Raw genomic sequence first — 16018 nt, forward strand, 5'->3', positions numbered from 1 at the left:
GATGACGGCCACACCGAGCGGCGTGCTCGTCACGCGACAGACCCGACGGCACCGGACAGCGTCGAGGCGGTGGGGTCCCAGTCCTCGGGCAGGGCAGGGACCGCGTCGATGCGGCTCGCGACGTCGACGAACGCGCCCGTCTCGATCGATTCGGACACGGCGAGCATGGTGTCGAGCACGTGGAAGGCGAGCTCGCCCTGTGCGCGGTGCGGGCGTCCCTCACGAATGGCGCGCGCCATCTCGAGCACGCCGACGCCGCGGCCGGCGGTCGACCCGGTGGCCGGGGCGGTCGTCCACTCTGCGTCGCCGGCCCGCCGGATGCGCAGGTCGCCGTCGAAGTGGTTCGGGTCGGGCAGCGAAAGGGTCGCCTCGGTGCCGGTGATCTCGACGAAACCCATCCGGGTCAGCGGCGACTCGAAGCTGAAGGTGCTCTGCGCGGACTGGCCACTCGCGAATTGCACGAGCGCGCCGACCGAGGTTGGCACGGTGACGTCGAAGTCCTCGCCGGACTTCGGCCCCGTCGCGATCGTGCGGGTGGACCGGGATTGCGAGCCGATCCCGGCGACGCGGCTGACCGAGCCGAACGTCTGGGCGAGGGCCGTGAAGTAGTACGGGCCCATATCGAACAGCGGTCCGGCGCCGTCCTGGTAGAGGAAGGCGGGGTTGGGATGCCACGCCTCCGGCCCGGACGCCTGGAACATCGTGATCCCGGTGAGCGGGGTGCCGATATCGCCGCGCTCGATCATCCGGCGGGCGGACTGCAGGCCGGCGCCGAGGAACGTGTCGGGCGCGCAGCCGAGGCGCAGGCCCGCGGCGGATGCTTCGGCGAGCAGCATCCGTCCACTCTCGCGGTCGAGCGAGAACGGCTTCTCGCTCCACACGTGCTTGCCGGCACGCACGGCGGCGAGGGCGACCTCGACGTGGGCGGACGGAATGGTGAGGTTGATGACGATCTCGACGTCGGGGTGGTCGAGGGCCGCGGCGATGCCGCCGTGCACCGGGATGCCGTACTCGGCGGCGCGGGTGGCCGCAGCCTGTTCGAAGAGGTCGGCGATGACGTGCACCGTGACATCGGGAAAGCTCGTGAGGTTGTCGAGGTACTGCGTGCTGATGACGCCGGCGCCGATGAGGGCGACGCCGACGGGCCCGGTGCGGCTCATGCGCTGACCGCGCTGACCGCGCTGGTGCCGCGCTCGGCCGTGAGGAACGCGAGGCTCTCGGCGAGCCCCTCGAAGATGTCGCCGGCGTAGGCGTCGAACTCGACGACTCCGACTTCGAGGGCGGATGCCGCGGCGATGACCTCGCAGATGGCGATGTTTCCCTGGCCGGCGGGCAGCTGGGCATCCTTGTCCATGCTCACCGGGCCGTCCTTGATGTGAATGAAGCGCACGCGGTCTCCGAGACGGGCGAGTAGCGCGACCGGGTCCTCGCCGCCCACGGCCGCCCAGTAGGTGTCGACCTCGAGCACGACGGCGGGGTCGAGGTGCTCGGCGAGTACTTCGAGGCCGGTGCGGCCGTCGAAGCGGGCCTCGATCTCGAACTGGTGGTTGTGGTAGCCGACCCGGATGCCGTACTCGGCCCCGACCTTGGCGGCGGCGCCCAGCGCGACGGCCGTCGCCGCGATGTCTTCGACGCTCGTCCAGTTCTCGGCCGGGTGGTGGGGGTCGATGACGGTGCCGATTCCGAGGTCGCGGGCGGCGGCGAAGATGGCGTGCTGGTCGCCGGTCAGCAGCGGCGCGTGACCGGAGGGAGCCGTGAGGTGGTTGGCGCGGAGCGCGGCTCCAAGCTCCGTCGCGGTGGCGACGAAGTTGTAGGGCTCGACCCGGGTGAATCCGATCGTTGCGATTCTCGCGATGGTGCCGGCGAGGTCGACCTCAAGCGCGTCGCGCACCGAGTAGAGCTGCACGGAATAAGCCTGGGGGTCTGACACGGGGATTCTCCTTGATGCACGTCGATGTGCCCGACCGTCGCGGGGCAGCTGCAAGCCTGTGCCTACTTCTGTCGAATGTCAAACAAAAGTCGGGTGTGCTTCGGCATCGAGCCCTCAGTGAGCGCGCAAAAGATGCTAGAACTGAGCCATGTCGTCCTTCGCCGCGTCCCCGGCCGCCGTGGGCGGCTCCTCGCGCGCCGGCGACCTCTTCCAACTGCTTCGCGACGGTAGGCCGCGCACCCGCGCCGAGCTCGCGATCACCACCGGGCTCGCCCGCTCGACCGTCGCCGCGAGAGTGGACCTGTTGCTCGCCTCCGGCCTCGTCGCCGCCGTGGGCGAGGCCGCGTCGTCGGGTGGCCGGCCGCCGTCGCGCTTCGCGTTCAATCCGGGCGGCCGGGTCGTGGTTGCCGTCGACATCGGCGCCACCCACGGCGTCGTCGCCCTGACCGACCTGGCCTGCACGGTCATCGACAGCCACCGCCGCGAGCTCGACATCGCCGCCGGGCCCCGGGTCGTCCTCGACTGGGTCGTCGCCCAGACGCGGGAGATCCTGTCGGCGAACAGTCGCGCCTTCGGTGATCTCGCGGGAATCGGCATCGGGCTCCCGGGTCCCGTCGAGCACACCTCCGGACGCCCGACGAGCCCGCCGATCATGCCCGGCTGGGATGGCTTCGACGTCGCCGGCTTCGTGCGCGAGCAGCTCGAGGTGCCGGTGCTCGTCGACAACGACGTGAACATCATGGCGCTCGGCGAGCAGGCGACTGAGTGGCCGGAGCACGACAACCTGCTGTTCGTGAAGGCCTCGACCGGAATCGGGGCCGGCATCATCAGCAGCGGCCGACTGCAGCGCGGCGCGGTCGGCGCGGCCGGCGACCTCGGCCACGTGCGGGTACCGCACGCCGAGGAGGTCGTGTGCCGCTGCGGCAACACCGGATGCCTCGAGGCCGTTGTCGGCGGCCCGGCGATCGCCGCCGGCCTTCGGGATCGCGGGGTGCCGGCATCCACCGTTCGTGATGTCGTCGAGCTCGTCCGCGCCGGTGACCCGGCGGCGATCGCGGCGGTGCGCCAGGCCGGGCGCGACATCGGCACGGTGCTGGCCACCTGCGTGAACCTGCTCAACCCCTCGATCATCGTGATCGGCGGTGGGCTGGCGACCGCGGGGGAGCACCTACTGGCCGGCATCCGCGAGGTCGTCTACCAGCGCTCCCTGCCGCTCTCGACGGCTCAGCTGCGGATCGTCGCATCGCGCGCGACGGATGCTGCGGGTGTGCTCGGCGCCGCGATGATGGTGATTCAGTCCGTGCTGAGTGCCGACGCGGTCGAGCGGCTGCTGTCCGCCTGACTTTCATAATTCAGGAGTGGCTGCTGATTGCGGCTTTCATAATTCAGGAGTCGGTGGCACCCAGAGGGACGGATGCTGCGCGCTCGGCAGCATCCCAGCCAGAAAAGGTGACTTTCGGCCGCTGACTCCTGAATAATGACAGTCGCCCGGGCCACCGCCTCCTGAATAATGACAGTCGCCCGGGCCGCTGACTCCTGAATAACGACAGCGGCGGGCCGGAGTGTGACGCCGTGTTGCGGCCGGCCGCACGCGAAACCGCGACGGGGCGCACCATGGAATGTATGCCCCGACAGATTCGCTTCAATGCCTTTGACATGAACTGCGTCGCTCACCAGTCCTCCGGGCTGTGGCGCCACCCAGAAGACCGGTCCGCGAGCTATACCGACCTCGCCTACTGGACCGAGCTAGCGAAACTGCTCGAGAAGGGCCGCTTCGACGGCATCTTCCTCGCCGACGTCCTCGGCACCTACGACGTCTACGGAGGCACGAACGAGGCAGCGATCCGCAACGGCGCGCAGATCCCCGTCGCCGATCCCCTGCTCGTGATTCCGGCGATGGCCTACGTGACCGAGCACCTCGGCTTCGGGGTCACCGCGGGCACCGCCTACGAGCATCCGTACCCCTTCGCGCGCCGCATGTCGACGCTCGACCACCTCACCAAGGGCCGTGTCGGCTGGAACGTCGTCACCGGCTACCTGCCGTCGGCCGCCCGCAACATGGGCAACGACGACCAGCTCGAGCACGACGACCGGTACGACCACGCCGACGAGTACCTCGAGGTGCTCTACAAGCTCTGGGAAGGCTCCTGGGAGGACGACGCCGTCGTGCGCGATCGCGAGACCGGCGTGTTCACCGACCCGAGCAAGGTTCACCACATCGGCCACGAGGGAAAGCACTTCAAGGTTCCGGGCATCCACCTCGCCGAGCCGAGCCCGCAGCGCTCTCCCGTGATCTATCAGGCCGGCGCATCCAGCCGTGGAATCGCGTTCGCGGCAGGCAACGCCGAGGCGATCTTCGTCGCCGCGTCGACCAAGTCCGTGCTCAAAGAGACCGTCACGAAGCTGCGGGATGCGCTCGAGGGAGCCGGTCGCGACCGCTACTCGGCGAAGATTTACACGCTCCTCACGATCATCACCGATGAGACGAGCGAGAAAGCCCAGGCCAAGTACCTCGATTACCTGAGCTACGCGAGCGAGGAGGGCGCCCTCGTCTTCATGTCGGGCTGGATGGGCGTCGACCTCTCGGCGTACGGTCTCGACGAGCCCATCGGCAATGTCAAGAGCAACGCGATCCAGTCGACGGTGGCGAACTTCCAGGCCGCGAACGACGACGGCAGCGAGTGGACCGTCGGCGACATCGCCCGCGCCGGTGCGATCGGCGGGCTCGGCCCGTTCATCGTCGGTTCGGCGAGCGAGATCGCGGACCAGCTCGAGGAGTGGGTCGAGGAGACGGATGTCGATGGCTTCAACCTCGCCTACGCGATCACCCCGGGCACCTTCGAGGACGTCGTGAATTTCGTCGTCCCCGAGCTGCAGAAGCGCGGCTCCTATCCGACCGAGTACGAGGAGGGCACGCTGCGGCAGAAGCTGCACGGTCGCGGCGACCGCCTGCCGGACGAGCACCGCGGCGCTAACTACCGGGTCGGTGTGGCGGCGGTCTGAGTTGGGAGAGGGGCCGACCGCGCTGAGCGGATGCCGGAGCTTGGCTGACACTGAACCCGCCAGCTATCCGAGTTCCGGGGCATTCGTGCACCGGCGTGTGACTCTGGGAGACGTAACAGTTGAATCCGCGTCCGACGAGAGGCCCCCTCACTCACCATGAGCAACGAGATCAGCTTCAACCTGTTCGAGATGAACACCGTCGGGCACATTTCACACGGGTTGTGGGTGCATCCCGCGAACAACCGGCATCGCTTCAACGACCTCGACTTCTGGATCGAGCAGGCGAAGCTGCTCGAAGCGGGGTTGTTCGACTCGGTGTTTCTCGCCGACGTGATTGGCGCGTACGACGGCTACCGCGACGGGCCGGAGACGGCGCTTCGCGAGGCCGTGCAGATCCCCAGCAACGACCCGCTGCTCGTGATCCCGGCGATGGCCGCGGTCACGAAGCACCTCGCCTTCGCCGCGACCTTCTCGACCACCTACGAGCCGCCGTTCGCGTTCGCCCGCCGGTCGAGCACCCTCGACCACCTCACCAAGGGACGCTTCGGCTGGAACGTGGTTACCTCGTACCTGCCCAATGCCGCCCGCAACTTCGGCCTCGCCGACGAGGTCGGCCACGACGACCGGTACGAGCTCGCCGACGAGTACCTCGACGTGCTCTACAAGCTGTGGGAGGGCTCGTGGGATGACGACGCGGTCGTCATCGACCGGGAGCGCCGCGTCTACACAGACCCGGCCAAGGTGCGCGCGATCGATCACGTTGGCCGCCACTTCTCGGTCGCCGGTCCGCACCTCTCCCAGCCGTCGCCGCAGCGCACCCCGGTGATCTTCCAGGCTGGCAGCTCCGACCGGGGCCGCGCCTTTGCGGCCAAGCACGCCGAGGGTGTGTTCGTCGGCGGCCGCGACCTGGGCATCTACCGCGAGAACGTCGCCGACATCCGCCGCCTGGCTCAACTGCACGGGCGCGACCCGAGCCACATCAAGACATACGCCTCCGCCGTGATCATCGTCGGCAGGGACAGTGACGACGCCGAGCGCAAGGCCGAGAACTTCCGCGAGCTCTCCAGCGCCGAGGGCTACCTCGCGCACGCCGGCGGTGCGGGAATCGACCTCGCCGCCTACCCGAAGAACGCGGTGATCGCCGAGATACTGCGCGCCGAGGCGAAGGCCGGCCGCGACAACGCCCAGTCCGGGCGCCGGCAGTACACCGACACCACGACGGTCGGGCAGGCGCTCGAGGAGGTCACCCGGTTCGACCGCGGGCCTTTCTACGTGGCCGGGTCGCCGGTGCAGGTGGCGGATGCGATCGAGGGATGGGTGCGCGACACCGGCCTCGACGGGTTCAACCTGCGCCAGTTCCTCACGCCGGGCACCGCGGAGGACTTCATCGAATATGTCGTGCCCGAGCTGCAGCGCCGCGGTCTGTATCGCACCGCGTACGAGGAGTCGACCTTCCGTGAGCGGCTGTTCGGGGCTGGCCACACGCGCCTCTTCGATGAGCACCATGGGGCCAGATACCGCGGCGGGCGCAACCTGAGCGAGGGCGCGCCCGTAGGGTAGTGGGGTGCCAGAGTTCACTTTCGACGCCCTCCGGCGCTACCCCGATGTCGAGGCGGACAACCTCTTTGCCGTCGACGCGAGCGATCGGCTGATCCTCGACGAGGCTGCGCCGCATCTTGCGTCGGCCGGCACCGGGGAGGTTGTGGTGATCGGCGATCACTACGGTGCCCTCACCCTCGGCGCAATCGCCCAGCACGGTGCGACCGCGGTGCGTGTGCACCAGGACCCGCTGAGCGGCGAGCTGGCGCTCGCCCACAACGCCACGTCAACCGGCCTCGAGGGCGAGCACACCAACCACGAGCTCGGCGAGGAGCTGCTTGCCGGCGCCCGCGTCGTGCTGATGCAGCTGCCACGCAGCCTCGCCGCCCTCGACGAGATCGCCGGAGCGATCGCGCGCTTCGCCGACCCCGAGGTCACCGTCGTCGGCGGCGGGCGCCTCAAGCACATGTCGATCGCGATGAACGAGATCTACGGCCGCCACTTCGCCGACGTGCGCGCGTCGCTCGGCCGCCAGAAATCCCGCGTCATCATCTCCCGGCTGCCCACGCCCGGCGACAGCATCTACCCGGTGCGCGAGTTCAACGTCGACCTCGGCCTCTGGGTCTGCGCGCACGGCGCCGCGTTCGCCGGCACCAAGCTCGACATCGGCACGCGCTACCTCCTCGGTTTCCTGCGTGAGATGAATCCGGATGCCGTGACCGCCGTCGACCTCGGCTGCGGCACCGGCATCCTTGCCTCCGCTCTCGCCCGCGCCCGGCCCGACCTCGCGATCCTCGCCACCGACGAGTCCGCCGCAGCCGTTGCATCCGCCCGCGCGACCGCGCTCGCCAACGACCTGGCGTTCACCGTCGTGCGCGACGACGCTCTCTCCACCCAGCCGGACGGATGCGCGGACCTCGTGCTGCTCAACCCGCCGTTCCACGTCGGGTCGGCGGTGCATCCGGGAGTCGCGCTCAAGCTGTTCGAAGAGGCCGCGCGGGTGCTCAAGCCCGGCGGCGAGCTCTGGACAGTGTTCAACTCGCACCTGTCCTACCGGGCCGCGCTCACCCGCGCGGTCGGCGCCACCCGGCAGGTCGGCCGAAACGCCAAGTTCACGGTCACTGTCTCGACGCGCTGAGCCGCGCCGTCGTTCGGGGTCGGCGAGGTGACTTTCTGGTCGACCGGCCGAGTGCCGGGGGCTGTCCGGGGTGCTGCACAACTTCCGGGCGTATCAGGACCTCGACCTCGACCTCGGGCACGCCGAGAGCTGACGCGACCAGCTGGTTGAGCAGCGGGCTCTGGCGCGCCTGTCGCCCCTACTTGGGTGCCTGCGTCTTCTCCTCCACAGGCCGTACTCCAGGAGGGTTGTCCACAGGCAATATCCCCGATCAGGGTGTGGTTTGGTGTCGGTTGGAATGTCGGTGGTGCCTGTCACTATGTGGGTATGTCCAAAGCAACCGATCCCCTCATTGACAGCGCTGACGCGTTCGCGTCGGTGTGGGCTGGTGCGCTCGCCGGGTTCGGCGCCCGGGTCGGCGAACACCCCGATGCCCGGCCGCCCGATGCGCCCGGTGCGCGTGGAGCGGCGCCCGGCGCAACCGCCGGTGGCGCGTTCGGACTCGTCTCGGTCGCTCCGTCCCAGCTGGATGTGGAGACCATGTCCGATGCGGGGCTGGTGCGGGCGATCCAGTCCGGCTACGACCTCAAACGACACGTCGACGCCCTGCTGGTGCGTGCGGCGGGGGAGCTGAGTGTGCGCTCGCGCCCCTCGCTCGGGCAGGGCGGCCTGGCGAAGTCTTCCGGGCATACCTCTCCCGCCTCCCTGATCACGGAACTGGGTCGGGTGACTCTGGCCGAGGCCGGCAGAACAGTCCGGCTGGGTGAGGCGACCACCGCACCGGTGTCCCTGCTCGGGGAGCGCCTCCCCGCCCCGTTCCCCCTGGTCGCGGATGCGGTGAACAGCGCGGTGGTGCAGGTGGATGCGGCCCAGTCGATCATCACCTCCCTGACCCAGGCCGCCCCCCGCGCCCTGCCGGTACACCTGGTCGCGGCGGAGGAGGAACTGGTCACCTTCGCCGCGTCTCATCCGGCGGACACGGTGCGGAAGCTGTCGATCTCCTGGCGGGACGCGCTCGATACCGATGGGATCGCACCGCGGGAGGAGGCGCTGATCGCGGCCCGGTCGCTGCGCTGGAGCAAACAGGGCAACGGTTTGGAGCGGTGCACGATCGACCTCGACCCCCTCGGCGCCGGATATGTGCGCACCATGATCGACGCGATGGTCGGCGACGCCCTCCGCGCCGTCCGCTTCGACACCGACCCGACAGCGACCGCGACCGGGGATCCAGACGCCTGCGGGGCAGATCATGTGGAGCTTCCCGATCCGCGGACGATCCCCAGGATCGCCGCCGACGCTCTGATCGATGTGGCCCGGCACATGATGGGCTGCACCACCGCACCCGGACCCCTCCCACACACCACCCTGATCATCCGGATGACGCTGGAACAGCTCCAATCCGGCCTCGGCGCAGCACACCTCGACGGAGTCGAGGACCCCATCACGGCTGGTGCCGCCCGCAGGCTTGCCGCGGACGCGGAACTGATCCCCGCAGTCCTCGGCGGGAACAGCCAAATCCTCGACCTCGGCACCGGGAGACGACTATTCACCCGCGCCCAACGAATCGCATTCGCCGAACGCGACGGCGGCTGCGCCATCACCGGCTGCGGCAGACCACCCTCCTACACCGAAGCCCACCACATCCACTGGTGGTCCCACGGCGGCACAACAAACCTCAACAACGGAATCCTTCTATGCACCGGACACCACCACATCATCCACAAAGGATGGACCGTACAAATCACCGACAACACCCCCTGGTTCACCCCACCCACACACATCGACCCCACACGAACACCCAAACGCGGCGGAAAACTCCCCACACCAGCACTGCCATGACCACAGGCCGAGCACGGCCAAGTTTCGCCACAGTCGCTGCGCGACCTGCCCAACCAACAGAAACAGGTACGCGACCGACTCAACCAGCCGAAACAACTACGCGACCCCAACCCATCGCAACCCATCACCAGCGGAGGCCGCGACCCGACGCACGCGGCCGAACCACAGCATCCATCCCTGACGCCTTTTCCTCCCGCTACAACAGGCGCAACCCGCGCGCCCACCCAACCACCCCCTGGCCGCAAGCGGGTCCCTCTCTGTCAGGCTGGTGTGAGACATCCCGGGTTATGCGGGGTGTCTTGGGAGAGGGCGGGGAACGGACGTAATCATGTTGGAAGAATCAGGGCCACCGGCCCCGCATATTGACCCGGCTCAGAAGCCGGTCCGGAGGACTTACCCGGCCGAATACCGCGCTCGCGTGCTGGCAGAGTATGAGGCGGCCCCCGCGGGTCGAAGTCCGCGGTCCTTCGACGCGAGGGGATCTATCAGACCCTGGTAGCGGAGTGGGCGAAAGCCCGAGACGCGGAAGCGGCTGGGACCACGTATCGGCGGGATCGCGCCCCGCGATCGAAGGAGTCCTCGGCGGCTGCCCGGGCGGTGAAGTTGGAGGCCGAGAACGCTCGTCTGCATCGCCGGCTGGCGCAGACCGAGGCAGCGTTGGACGTGATGGGAAAAGCGCACAGGCTCTTGGAGCTGCTCTCGGACAGCAGCCCCTCGAGCCAGCCCGGGACGGGGCAGGACAAGTGACTGCGGGAACGGTCCTCGATGACGCGTTCACTGCGCTGATCGGATTGGCGGTCACGGTCGTGGCCGCGTGCGCGTTGACCGGCCGGTCGCGGGCGACCCACTACCGGCGGATCTCCCCGCCGGTCCGGAAGATCGATCCGATCCCGCAGGCAGCACGGGCCAAGCCGCCATCGACCCTGTCCGAAACGGAACGCGGACAAGTCCTCGCGGTCATCAACTCTCCCGCCTACCAGGACCTGTCGATCTGTCAGATCTGGGCACGGGAGTTGGACGAGGACCGGTACCACTGCTCGATGTCGTCGATGTATCGCATCGCCAGGGCTGCCGGGCAGACGCGGGAACGGCGGCGTCTGGCGACGCATCCGGCGAAGGTCAAGCCCGAGCTGGTCGCTTTGGGCCCGTCGCAGGTGTGGTCGTGGGACATCACCAAGCTCCGCGGCCCGCGCAAGGGCGTCTGGTATCACCTCTACGCCCTGATCGATATCTACTCGAGGTACTCGCCCAGCCATGTCGTCTGCGCTGCCGAGGACTCGGTCGTCGCCCGCGACTTCATCGACGACGCGATCGGCCGCAACGGCACCGCCCCGCACACCGTCCACGCAGACCGGGGCACCTCGATGACCTCGAAACCCGTCTCCGCACTGCTGGCCGATCTCGGGATCACCCGCACGCACTCGCGCCCGAGGGTGTCCAACGACAACCCGTACTCCGAGGCGCAATTCAAGACCCTGAAATACGTTCCCGACTTCCCGCACCACTTCTACTCGCTGGCCGAGGCGAAGCAATTCTGCGACGGATTCTTCACCGACTACAACCACATCCACCATCACTCCGGGATCGGCTGGCACACCCCAGCATCCGTGCATTTCGGCACCTACCAGGACATCGACCAGCAACGCTCGGTCACCCTGAACCGGGCCTTCAACGAGCACCCCGAACGCTTCACCCGACGACCCCGCCCGCCACAGATCCGCACCGAGGTCTGGATCAACGAACCCCAGAAAGAGGCCCTCCCGATCAACGACCAAACCACGCAAACAGTCTAGAAAGCACATGTCTCACTTGACTTGACAAATTCCGGGTTTCGACACGGTCCCTTCGCGACGTGCTCAACCAGCAGAACAGCCACGCGACCTGCTCAACTACCAGTGTTCGCGGGCGCTATTACCTCCCTCGTTGGGCGCGCGGGATCCAATCGTCACGCGGGCGCAGAGCGGATGCTTCGGCAGCGCGTTCGCTGTAGGCGAGCGCAAGGGGGTCACTCTTCCGCGGAACCACCCCTAAACTTGAGTCGACACAACTCAACTTTGGGAGAGGCGATTCATGGCCAACATGCAGGGCGCACCCGGAACGAACGACGAACAGAAGTCGGCGCTGCAGCAGTACGGCGTCGACCTCACCGAGATTGCCCGGCTCGGCAAGCTCGACCCCGTGATCGGGCGGGATGCCGAGATCCGCCGGGTCAGTCAGGTGCTGACCCGACGCACCAAAAACAACCCGGTGCTTATCGGCGAGCCCGGCGTCGGCAAGACCGCCGTCGTCGAGGGCCTCGCCCAGCGGATCGTCGCCGGCGACGTCGCCGACTCGCTCAAGAACAAGCGACTCGTGTCGCTCGACCTCGCGGCACTCGTCGCCGGCGCGAAGTATCGCGGCGAATTCGAGGAGCGACTCAAGGCCGTCCTCGCCGAGATCAACGCGGCCGAGGGCCAGATCATCACCTTCGTCGACGAGCTGCACACCCTCATGGGAGCGGGCGGCGGCGAGGGCTCGGTTGCGGCATCCAACATGCTCAAGCCGATGCTCGCCCGCGGCGAGCTGCGCCTGATCGGTGCGACGACCCTCGACGAGTACCGCCAGTACATCGAGAAGGATGCCGCGCTCGAGCGTCGCTTTCAGCAGGTGTTCGTCGGCGAGCCGAGCGTCGAAGACACGATCGCGATCCTGCGCGGCCTCAACCCGCGCTACGAGAGCCACCACGAGGTGCCGATCTCGGATGCCGCGCTCGTCGCCGCCGCCACCCTCTCCAACCGGTACATCAGCGGACGCCAGCTCCCCGACAAGGCCATCGACCTGATCGACGAGGCCGGGAGCCGTCTGCGGATGGAGATCGACTCGGCCCCAGTCGAGATCGACGAGCTGCGCCGCAGCGTTGACCGGCTGCGCATCGAGGAGCTCGCTCTGAAGCGTGAGAAGGACGACGCGTCGAAGGCCAGGCTCGAGAAGCTGCAGGAGGACCTCGCCGTCCGCAGCGCGGACCTCGCGCGGCTCGAGGAGCGCTGGAACAAGGAGAAATCCGCGATCAACCGCATCGGAAATCTGAAGAAGCGCGCCGAAGAGCTGCAGATGCAGGCCGACCGCGCCCAGCGCGAAGGTAACCTCGCCGAGGCCAGCCGCCTTCTCTACGGGGAGATCCCGATCATCGAACGCGAGCTGCGCGAAGCGGAGAACTACACCCCCGACGAGGACCCGATGGTCGGCGAGGAGGTCACCGCCGAGGACATCGCCGCGGTGATCGCCGCCTGGACCGGCATCCCGATGGGACGCCTCCTGCAGGGCGAGACCGAGAAGCTCCTGCACCTCGAGGGCGAGCTCGGCAAGCGCCTCATCGGGCAGAAGCCCGCCGTGCGGGCGGTGTCGGATGCGGTGCGCCGGTCCCGTGCGGGCATCTCCGACGTGGACCGCCCGACCGGATCCTTCCTGTTCCTCGGTCCCACCGGAGTCGGCAAGACCGAACTCGCGAAGGCCCTCGCCGAGTTCCTCTTCGACGACGAGAAGGCCATGATCCGCATCGACATGAGCGAGTACGGCGAGAAGCACTCCGTCGCCCGCCTGCTCGGTGCCCCTCCCGGCTACATCGGTTACGAGCAAGGCGGGCAGCTGACCGAGGCGGTCCGCCGTCGCCCGTACTCGGTCGTGCTCATGGATGAGGTCGAGAAGGCGCATCCGGAGGTCTTCGACGTTCTGCTGCAGGTGCTCGACGACGGGCGCCTGACTGACGGTCAGGGGCGAACGGTCGACTTCCGCAACACGATTCTGATTCTCACCTCGAACCTGGGCAGCCAGTTCCTGATCGAGCCGGCGCTGAGCGTCGAGGAGAAGCACGAGGCGGTGCACGCGATGGTGCGAAAGGCGTTCAAGCCGGAGTTCATCAACCGCCTCGACGACATCGTGATCTTCTCCTCGCTGACCAGCGCCGACCTCGGCCAGATCGTCGAGCTCGATATCGACAAGCTCTCGCGTCGGCTCGCGGGCCGCCGGCTCGAGCTGGCCGTGACCCCGGATGCCAGAGCCTGGCTCGCCGAGCGCGGCTACGATCCGCTGTTCGGGGCGCGGCCTCTTCGCCGCCTCATGCAGCGGGAGATCGACGACCAGCTCGCGACGGCGCTACTGGGCGGCGAGATCCGCGACGGCGACACCGTGCTCGTAATGCTGCGGGGTGACGGCCTCGCCGTCGTGAAGGCCGACGAGGGCGTGCCGCCGCACACCGAGATCGAGCCGGTCGAGACGCTGGAGTAGCGCGGCGGTGCTGGCGGGCGCGCGCCGGACGTCTGGCCGCCCCGCCCCTCTGGCCGCCGCGCCCCCCTGGCCGCCGCACCCCTCTCGCCGCCCCAATCCGCCCACCCCGCCCCTTCGGCCGCGACCGCCCGCATGCCCGCCCCCGTCCTGCCGCCTCGCGCACGTCGTCGACGGTCGGCGGATGCGGCGTGGTGAGCGCTGTCCGACCCTAGATCGCGCCACGCGGCTGGTACCCTGACGAGCGATGTCTGACACACGAGTGGCCGAGCGCCCCGAGCCCCTCGTCGCCCCCAAGGCTCCGGCGCACTTCCAGCCGCACATCCAGGGACTACGCGCGATCGCGGTGCTCCTCGTGGTCCTCTACCACTTCTGGCCCGGCCGGCTGAGCGGCGGGTACATCGGCGTCGACATTTTCTTCGTCATCTCCGGATTCCTCATCACCGGCCAGCTCACCCGCGAGCTGAAGCGCACCGGAACGATCGCGCTCCCCGCGTTCTGGGCCAAGCGCGCCCGGCGCCTGCTGCCGGCGTCGATCACGGTGCTCATCTTCTCGACCCTCGCGACACTGTTCCTGCTACCGCTGTCGGGCATGGTCACCTCCCTCCGCGAGATCCTTGCGAGCACCTTCTACGTCGAGAACTGGGCTCTCGCCGCAGGGTCGGTGAACTACCTCGCGGCCAGCGACGATTCGCTCGTGCAGCACTACTGGTCGCTCTCGCTCGAGGAGCAGTTCTACGTCTTCTGGCCGCTGATCCTGATCGGCGCGACCTGGCTGGGTGCCAAGTACTTCGCGCGTAAGCAGTGGGGCTTCCTGTTCTCGGTCGTCGCCGCGGTCAGCTTGCTCTCGCTCGTCACCTCCGTGCTCTACACGGCGTCGAACCCGGCCGAGGCCTACTTCGTCACCTTCACCCGCGTCTGGGAGTTCGGCGTCGGCGCGCTCCTCGCCCTGTTGCCGAAGTTCCGCCCGCGCGGCGCGGTGCTGCCGAACGTCATCGGCTATGCCGGGCTCGCCGCGATCGTCTACGCCGGCTACTTCTATGACCGCGAGACCCCGTTTCCCGGCTACTACGCCCTGCTCCCGGTGCTCGGCACCGCCGCGATCATCGTCTCCGACCGGCAGGAGCGCTGGTTCGACATCGGACGGATGCTCGGCGGCCGCATCCAGCGATTCATCGGTGACATCTCGTACTCGCTCTACCTGTGGCACTGGCCGCTCATCGTCATCGCGCCATTCATCCCCGGTTGGGGCCTCGGCACCCTCAATCGCATCGCGCTCTTCCTCGCCTGTTTCCTGCTCGCCTGGCTCACCAAGAAGTACATCGAGGATCCCGCCCGGAGCTGGACCTACCTCACCACCCGCCGACCCCGGGTCACCTACGCCTGGTCGCTCGGCGCGATGGCGCTCGTGGCGCTCCTCGTCGCGGGGACGTTCGCGATCCAGAACCCCAGGTATCAGGCCTCCGCTACCCAGCTCGAGCAGATCGCCGAGAACCCCCCGGAGTGCTTCGGTGCGGCCAGCTCGACGGGGTGCGAGAACCCCGAGCTCGCGGCATCCGTGATCCCGAGCCCCGGCTTCGGCAACGCAGACAGCCCCTCCCGCGATGAATGCTTCGTGCAGCTCAATGACTCCGCCGTCGTCGGCTGCCAGTTCGGGGCGACGGATGCGGATGCTCCGCGCGTCGCCCTCATCGGCGACAGCCACGCGTACCAGTACATCGAAGCGATGATCGACCTCGCCGAGCAGAACGGCTGGGCGCTCACGACCTACCTCAAGGGCGCGTGCCCGTGGACGACCGCGCAGGTCGGCGGCCCGAGCGGCGCATTCACCTCCTCGTGCGCGGCGTTCCAGAACAACCTCGCTGCGGAGCTTGCCGAAGTCGAACCCTACGACGCGATCTTCACGGCCGCCCTTGCGGCCACCCCGATCGTCGGTGCCGACCCCGTGGTCGCGGCCGTCGACGGCTACGCCGACGCGTGGGCGACGCAGGCCAAGGGCGCCCCGATCGTGACGATCGTCGACAACCCCGACCTCGCCGACGACCCGAACAAGTGCCTGCAGCGCAACGACCCCGCCGCCTGTACCGTGCCGCGCGATGACGTGCTCGCCGAGGAGGACCCGCTCGCCATCGCGGCGGCGGCAACCCCCGGCGTCATCCTCCTCGACTTCACCGACACGTTCTGCGCGGCCGACGAGTGCTTCGTCGTGATCGCCGGCGCGAACGTCTACCGCGACCAGGATCACCTCACGGTGACCTTCGCGGGCACGATGGGCCCGTTCATCGGCGAGGCGATCACCGCGGCGTTCGCCCGGTAGCTGCCCCGCTGCG

At 68.4% G+C, this 16018-nt stretch carries 10 protein-coding genes; 8 read left to right on the forward strand and 2 right to left on the reverse strand.

The window, feature by feature from the left end; translation table 11 throughout:
* Positions 1-29: 29 nt before the first annotated feature.
* Together BHD05_RS02755 and BHD05_RS02760 are read right to left on the reverse strand one after the other, a co-directional pair.
* Complete coding sequence (locus BHD05_RS02755; protein ID WP_161885069.1) at positions 30-1160, reverse strand: Gfo/Idh/MocA family protein; 1131 nt, start codon at positions 1158-1160, stop codon at positions 30-32.
* Complete coding sequence (locus BHD05_RS02760; RefSeq protein WP_161885070.1) at positions 1157-1930, reverse strand: sugar phosphate isomerase/epimerase family protein; 774 nt, start codon at positions 1928-1930, stop codon at positions 1157-1159. The genes BHD05_RS02755 and BHD05_RS02760 overlap by 4 nt, the downstream gene beginning before the upstream one ends.
* Positions 1931-2078: 148 nt before the next feature.
* Here BHD05_RS02760 and BHD05_RS02765 point away from each other — a divergent pair, with 148 nt between their 5' ends.
* The 8 genes from BHD05_RS02765 (at position 2079) to BHD05_RS02800 (ending at position 16005) form a co-directional block, all read left to right on the forward strand.
* Positions 2079-3272, forward strand: a complete 1194-nt coding sequence (locus BHD05_RS02765) for an ROK family transcriptional regulator (protein WP_161885071.1) — start codon at positions 2079-2081, stop codon at positions 3270-3272.
* Positions 3273-3553: 281 nt separating this feature from the next.
* The gene (locus BHD05_RS02770; protein ID WP_161885072.1) at positions 3554-4933 is read left to right on the forward strand and encodes an LLM class flavin-dependent oxidoreductase; all 1380 of its coding nucleotides are present in this window, start codon (positions 3554-3556) and stop codon (positions 4931-4933) included.
* Positions 4934-5089: 156 nt separating this feature from the next.
* Positions 5090-6493 (forward strand): LLM class flavin-dependent oxidoreductase, encoded by a 1404-nt coding sequence (locus BHD05_RS02775; RefSeq protein ID WP_161885073.1) that lies wholly within the window; start codon positions 5090-5092, stop codon positions 6491-6493.
* Positions 6494-6497: 4 nt separating this feature from the next.
* Entirely contained in the window at positions 6498-7610 is a 1113-nt protein-coding gene (locus BHD05_RS02780; protein ID WP_161885074.1) for a class I SAM-dependent methyltransferase, read from the forward strand.
* Positions 7611-7916: 306 nt separating this feature from the next.
* Positions 7917-9428: an HNH endonuclease signature motif containing protein gene (locus tag BHD05_RS02785; protein WP_161885075.1), complete on the forward strand. Its 1512-nt coding sequence runs from the start codon at positions 7917-7919 to the stop codon at positions 9426-9428.
* Positions 9429-10171: 743 nt separating this feature from the next.
* Positions 10172-11221: a DDE-type integrase/transposase/recombinase gene (locus BHD05_RS02790; RefSeq protein ID WP_161885076.1), complete on the forward strand. Its 1050-nt coding sequence runs from the start codon at positions 10172-10174 to the stop codon at positions 11219-11221.
* 277 nt (positions 11222-11498) lie between these two features.
* Positions 11499-13691 carry an ATP-dependent Clp protease ATP-binding subunit gene (locus BHD05_RS02795; protein WP_161885077.1) on the forward strand — a complete coding sequence of 731 codons (2193 nt, stop codon included), beginning with the start codon at positions 11499-11501 and terminating at the stop codon, positions 13689-13691.
* A gap of 244 nt (positions 13692-13935) precedes the next feature.
* Entirely contained in the window at positions 13936-16005 is a 2070-nt protein-coding gene (locus BHD05_RS02800; RefSeq protein WP_161885078.1) for an acyltransferase family protein, read from the forward strand.
* Positions 16006-16018: the final 13 nt, after the last annotated feature.

The sequence above is a fragment of the Marisediminicola antarctica genome (assembly GCF_009930795.1).
Taxonomy (GTDB): Bacteria; Actinomycetota; Actinomycetes; order Actinomycetales; family Microbacteriaceae; genus Marisediminicola; species Marisediminicola antarctica.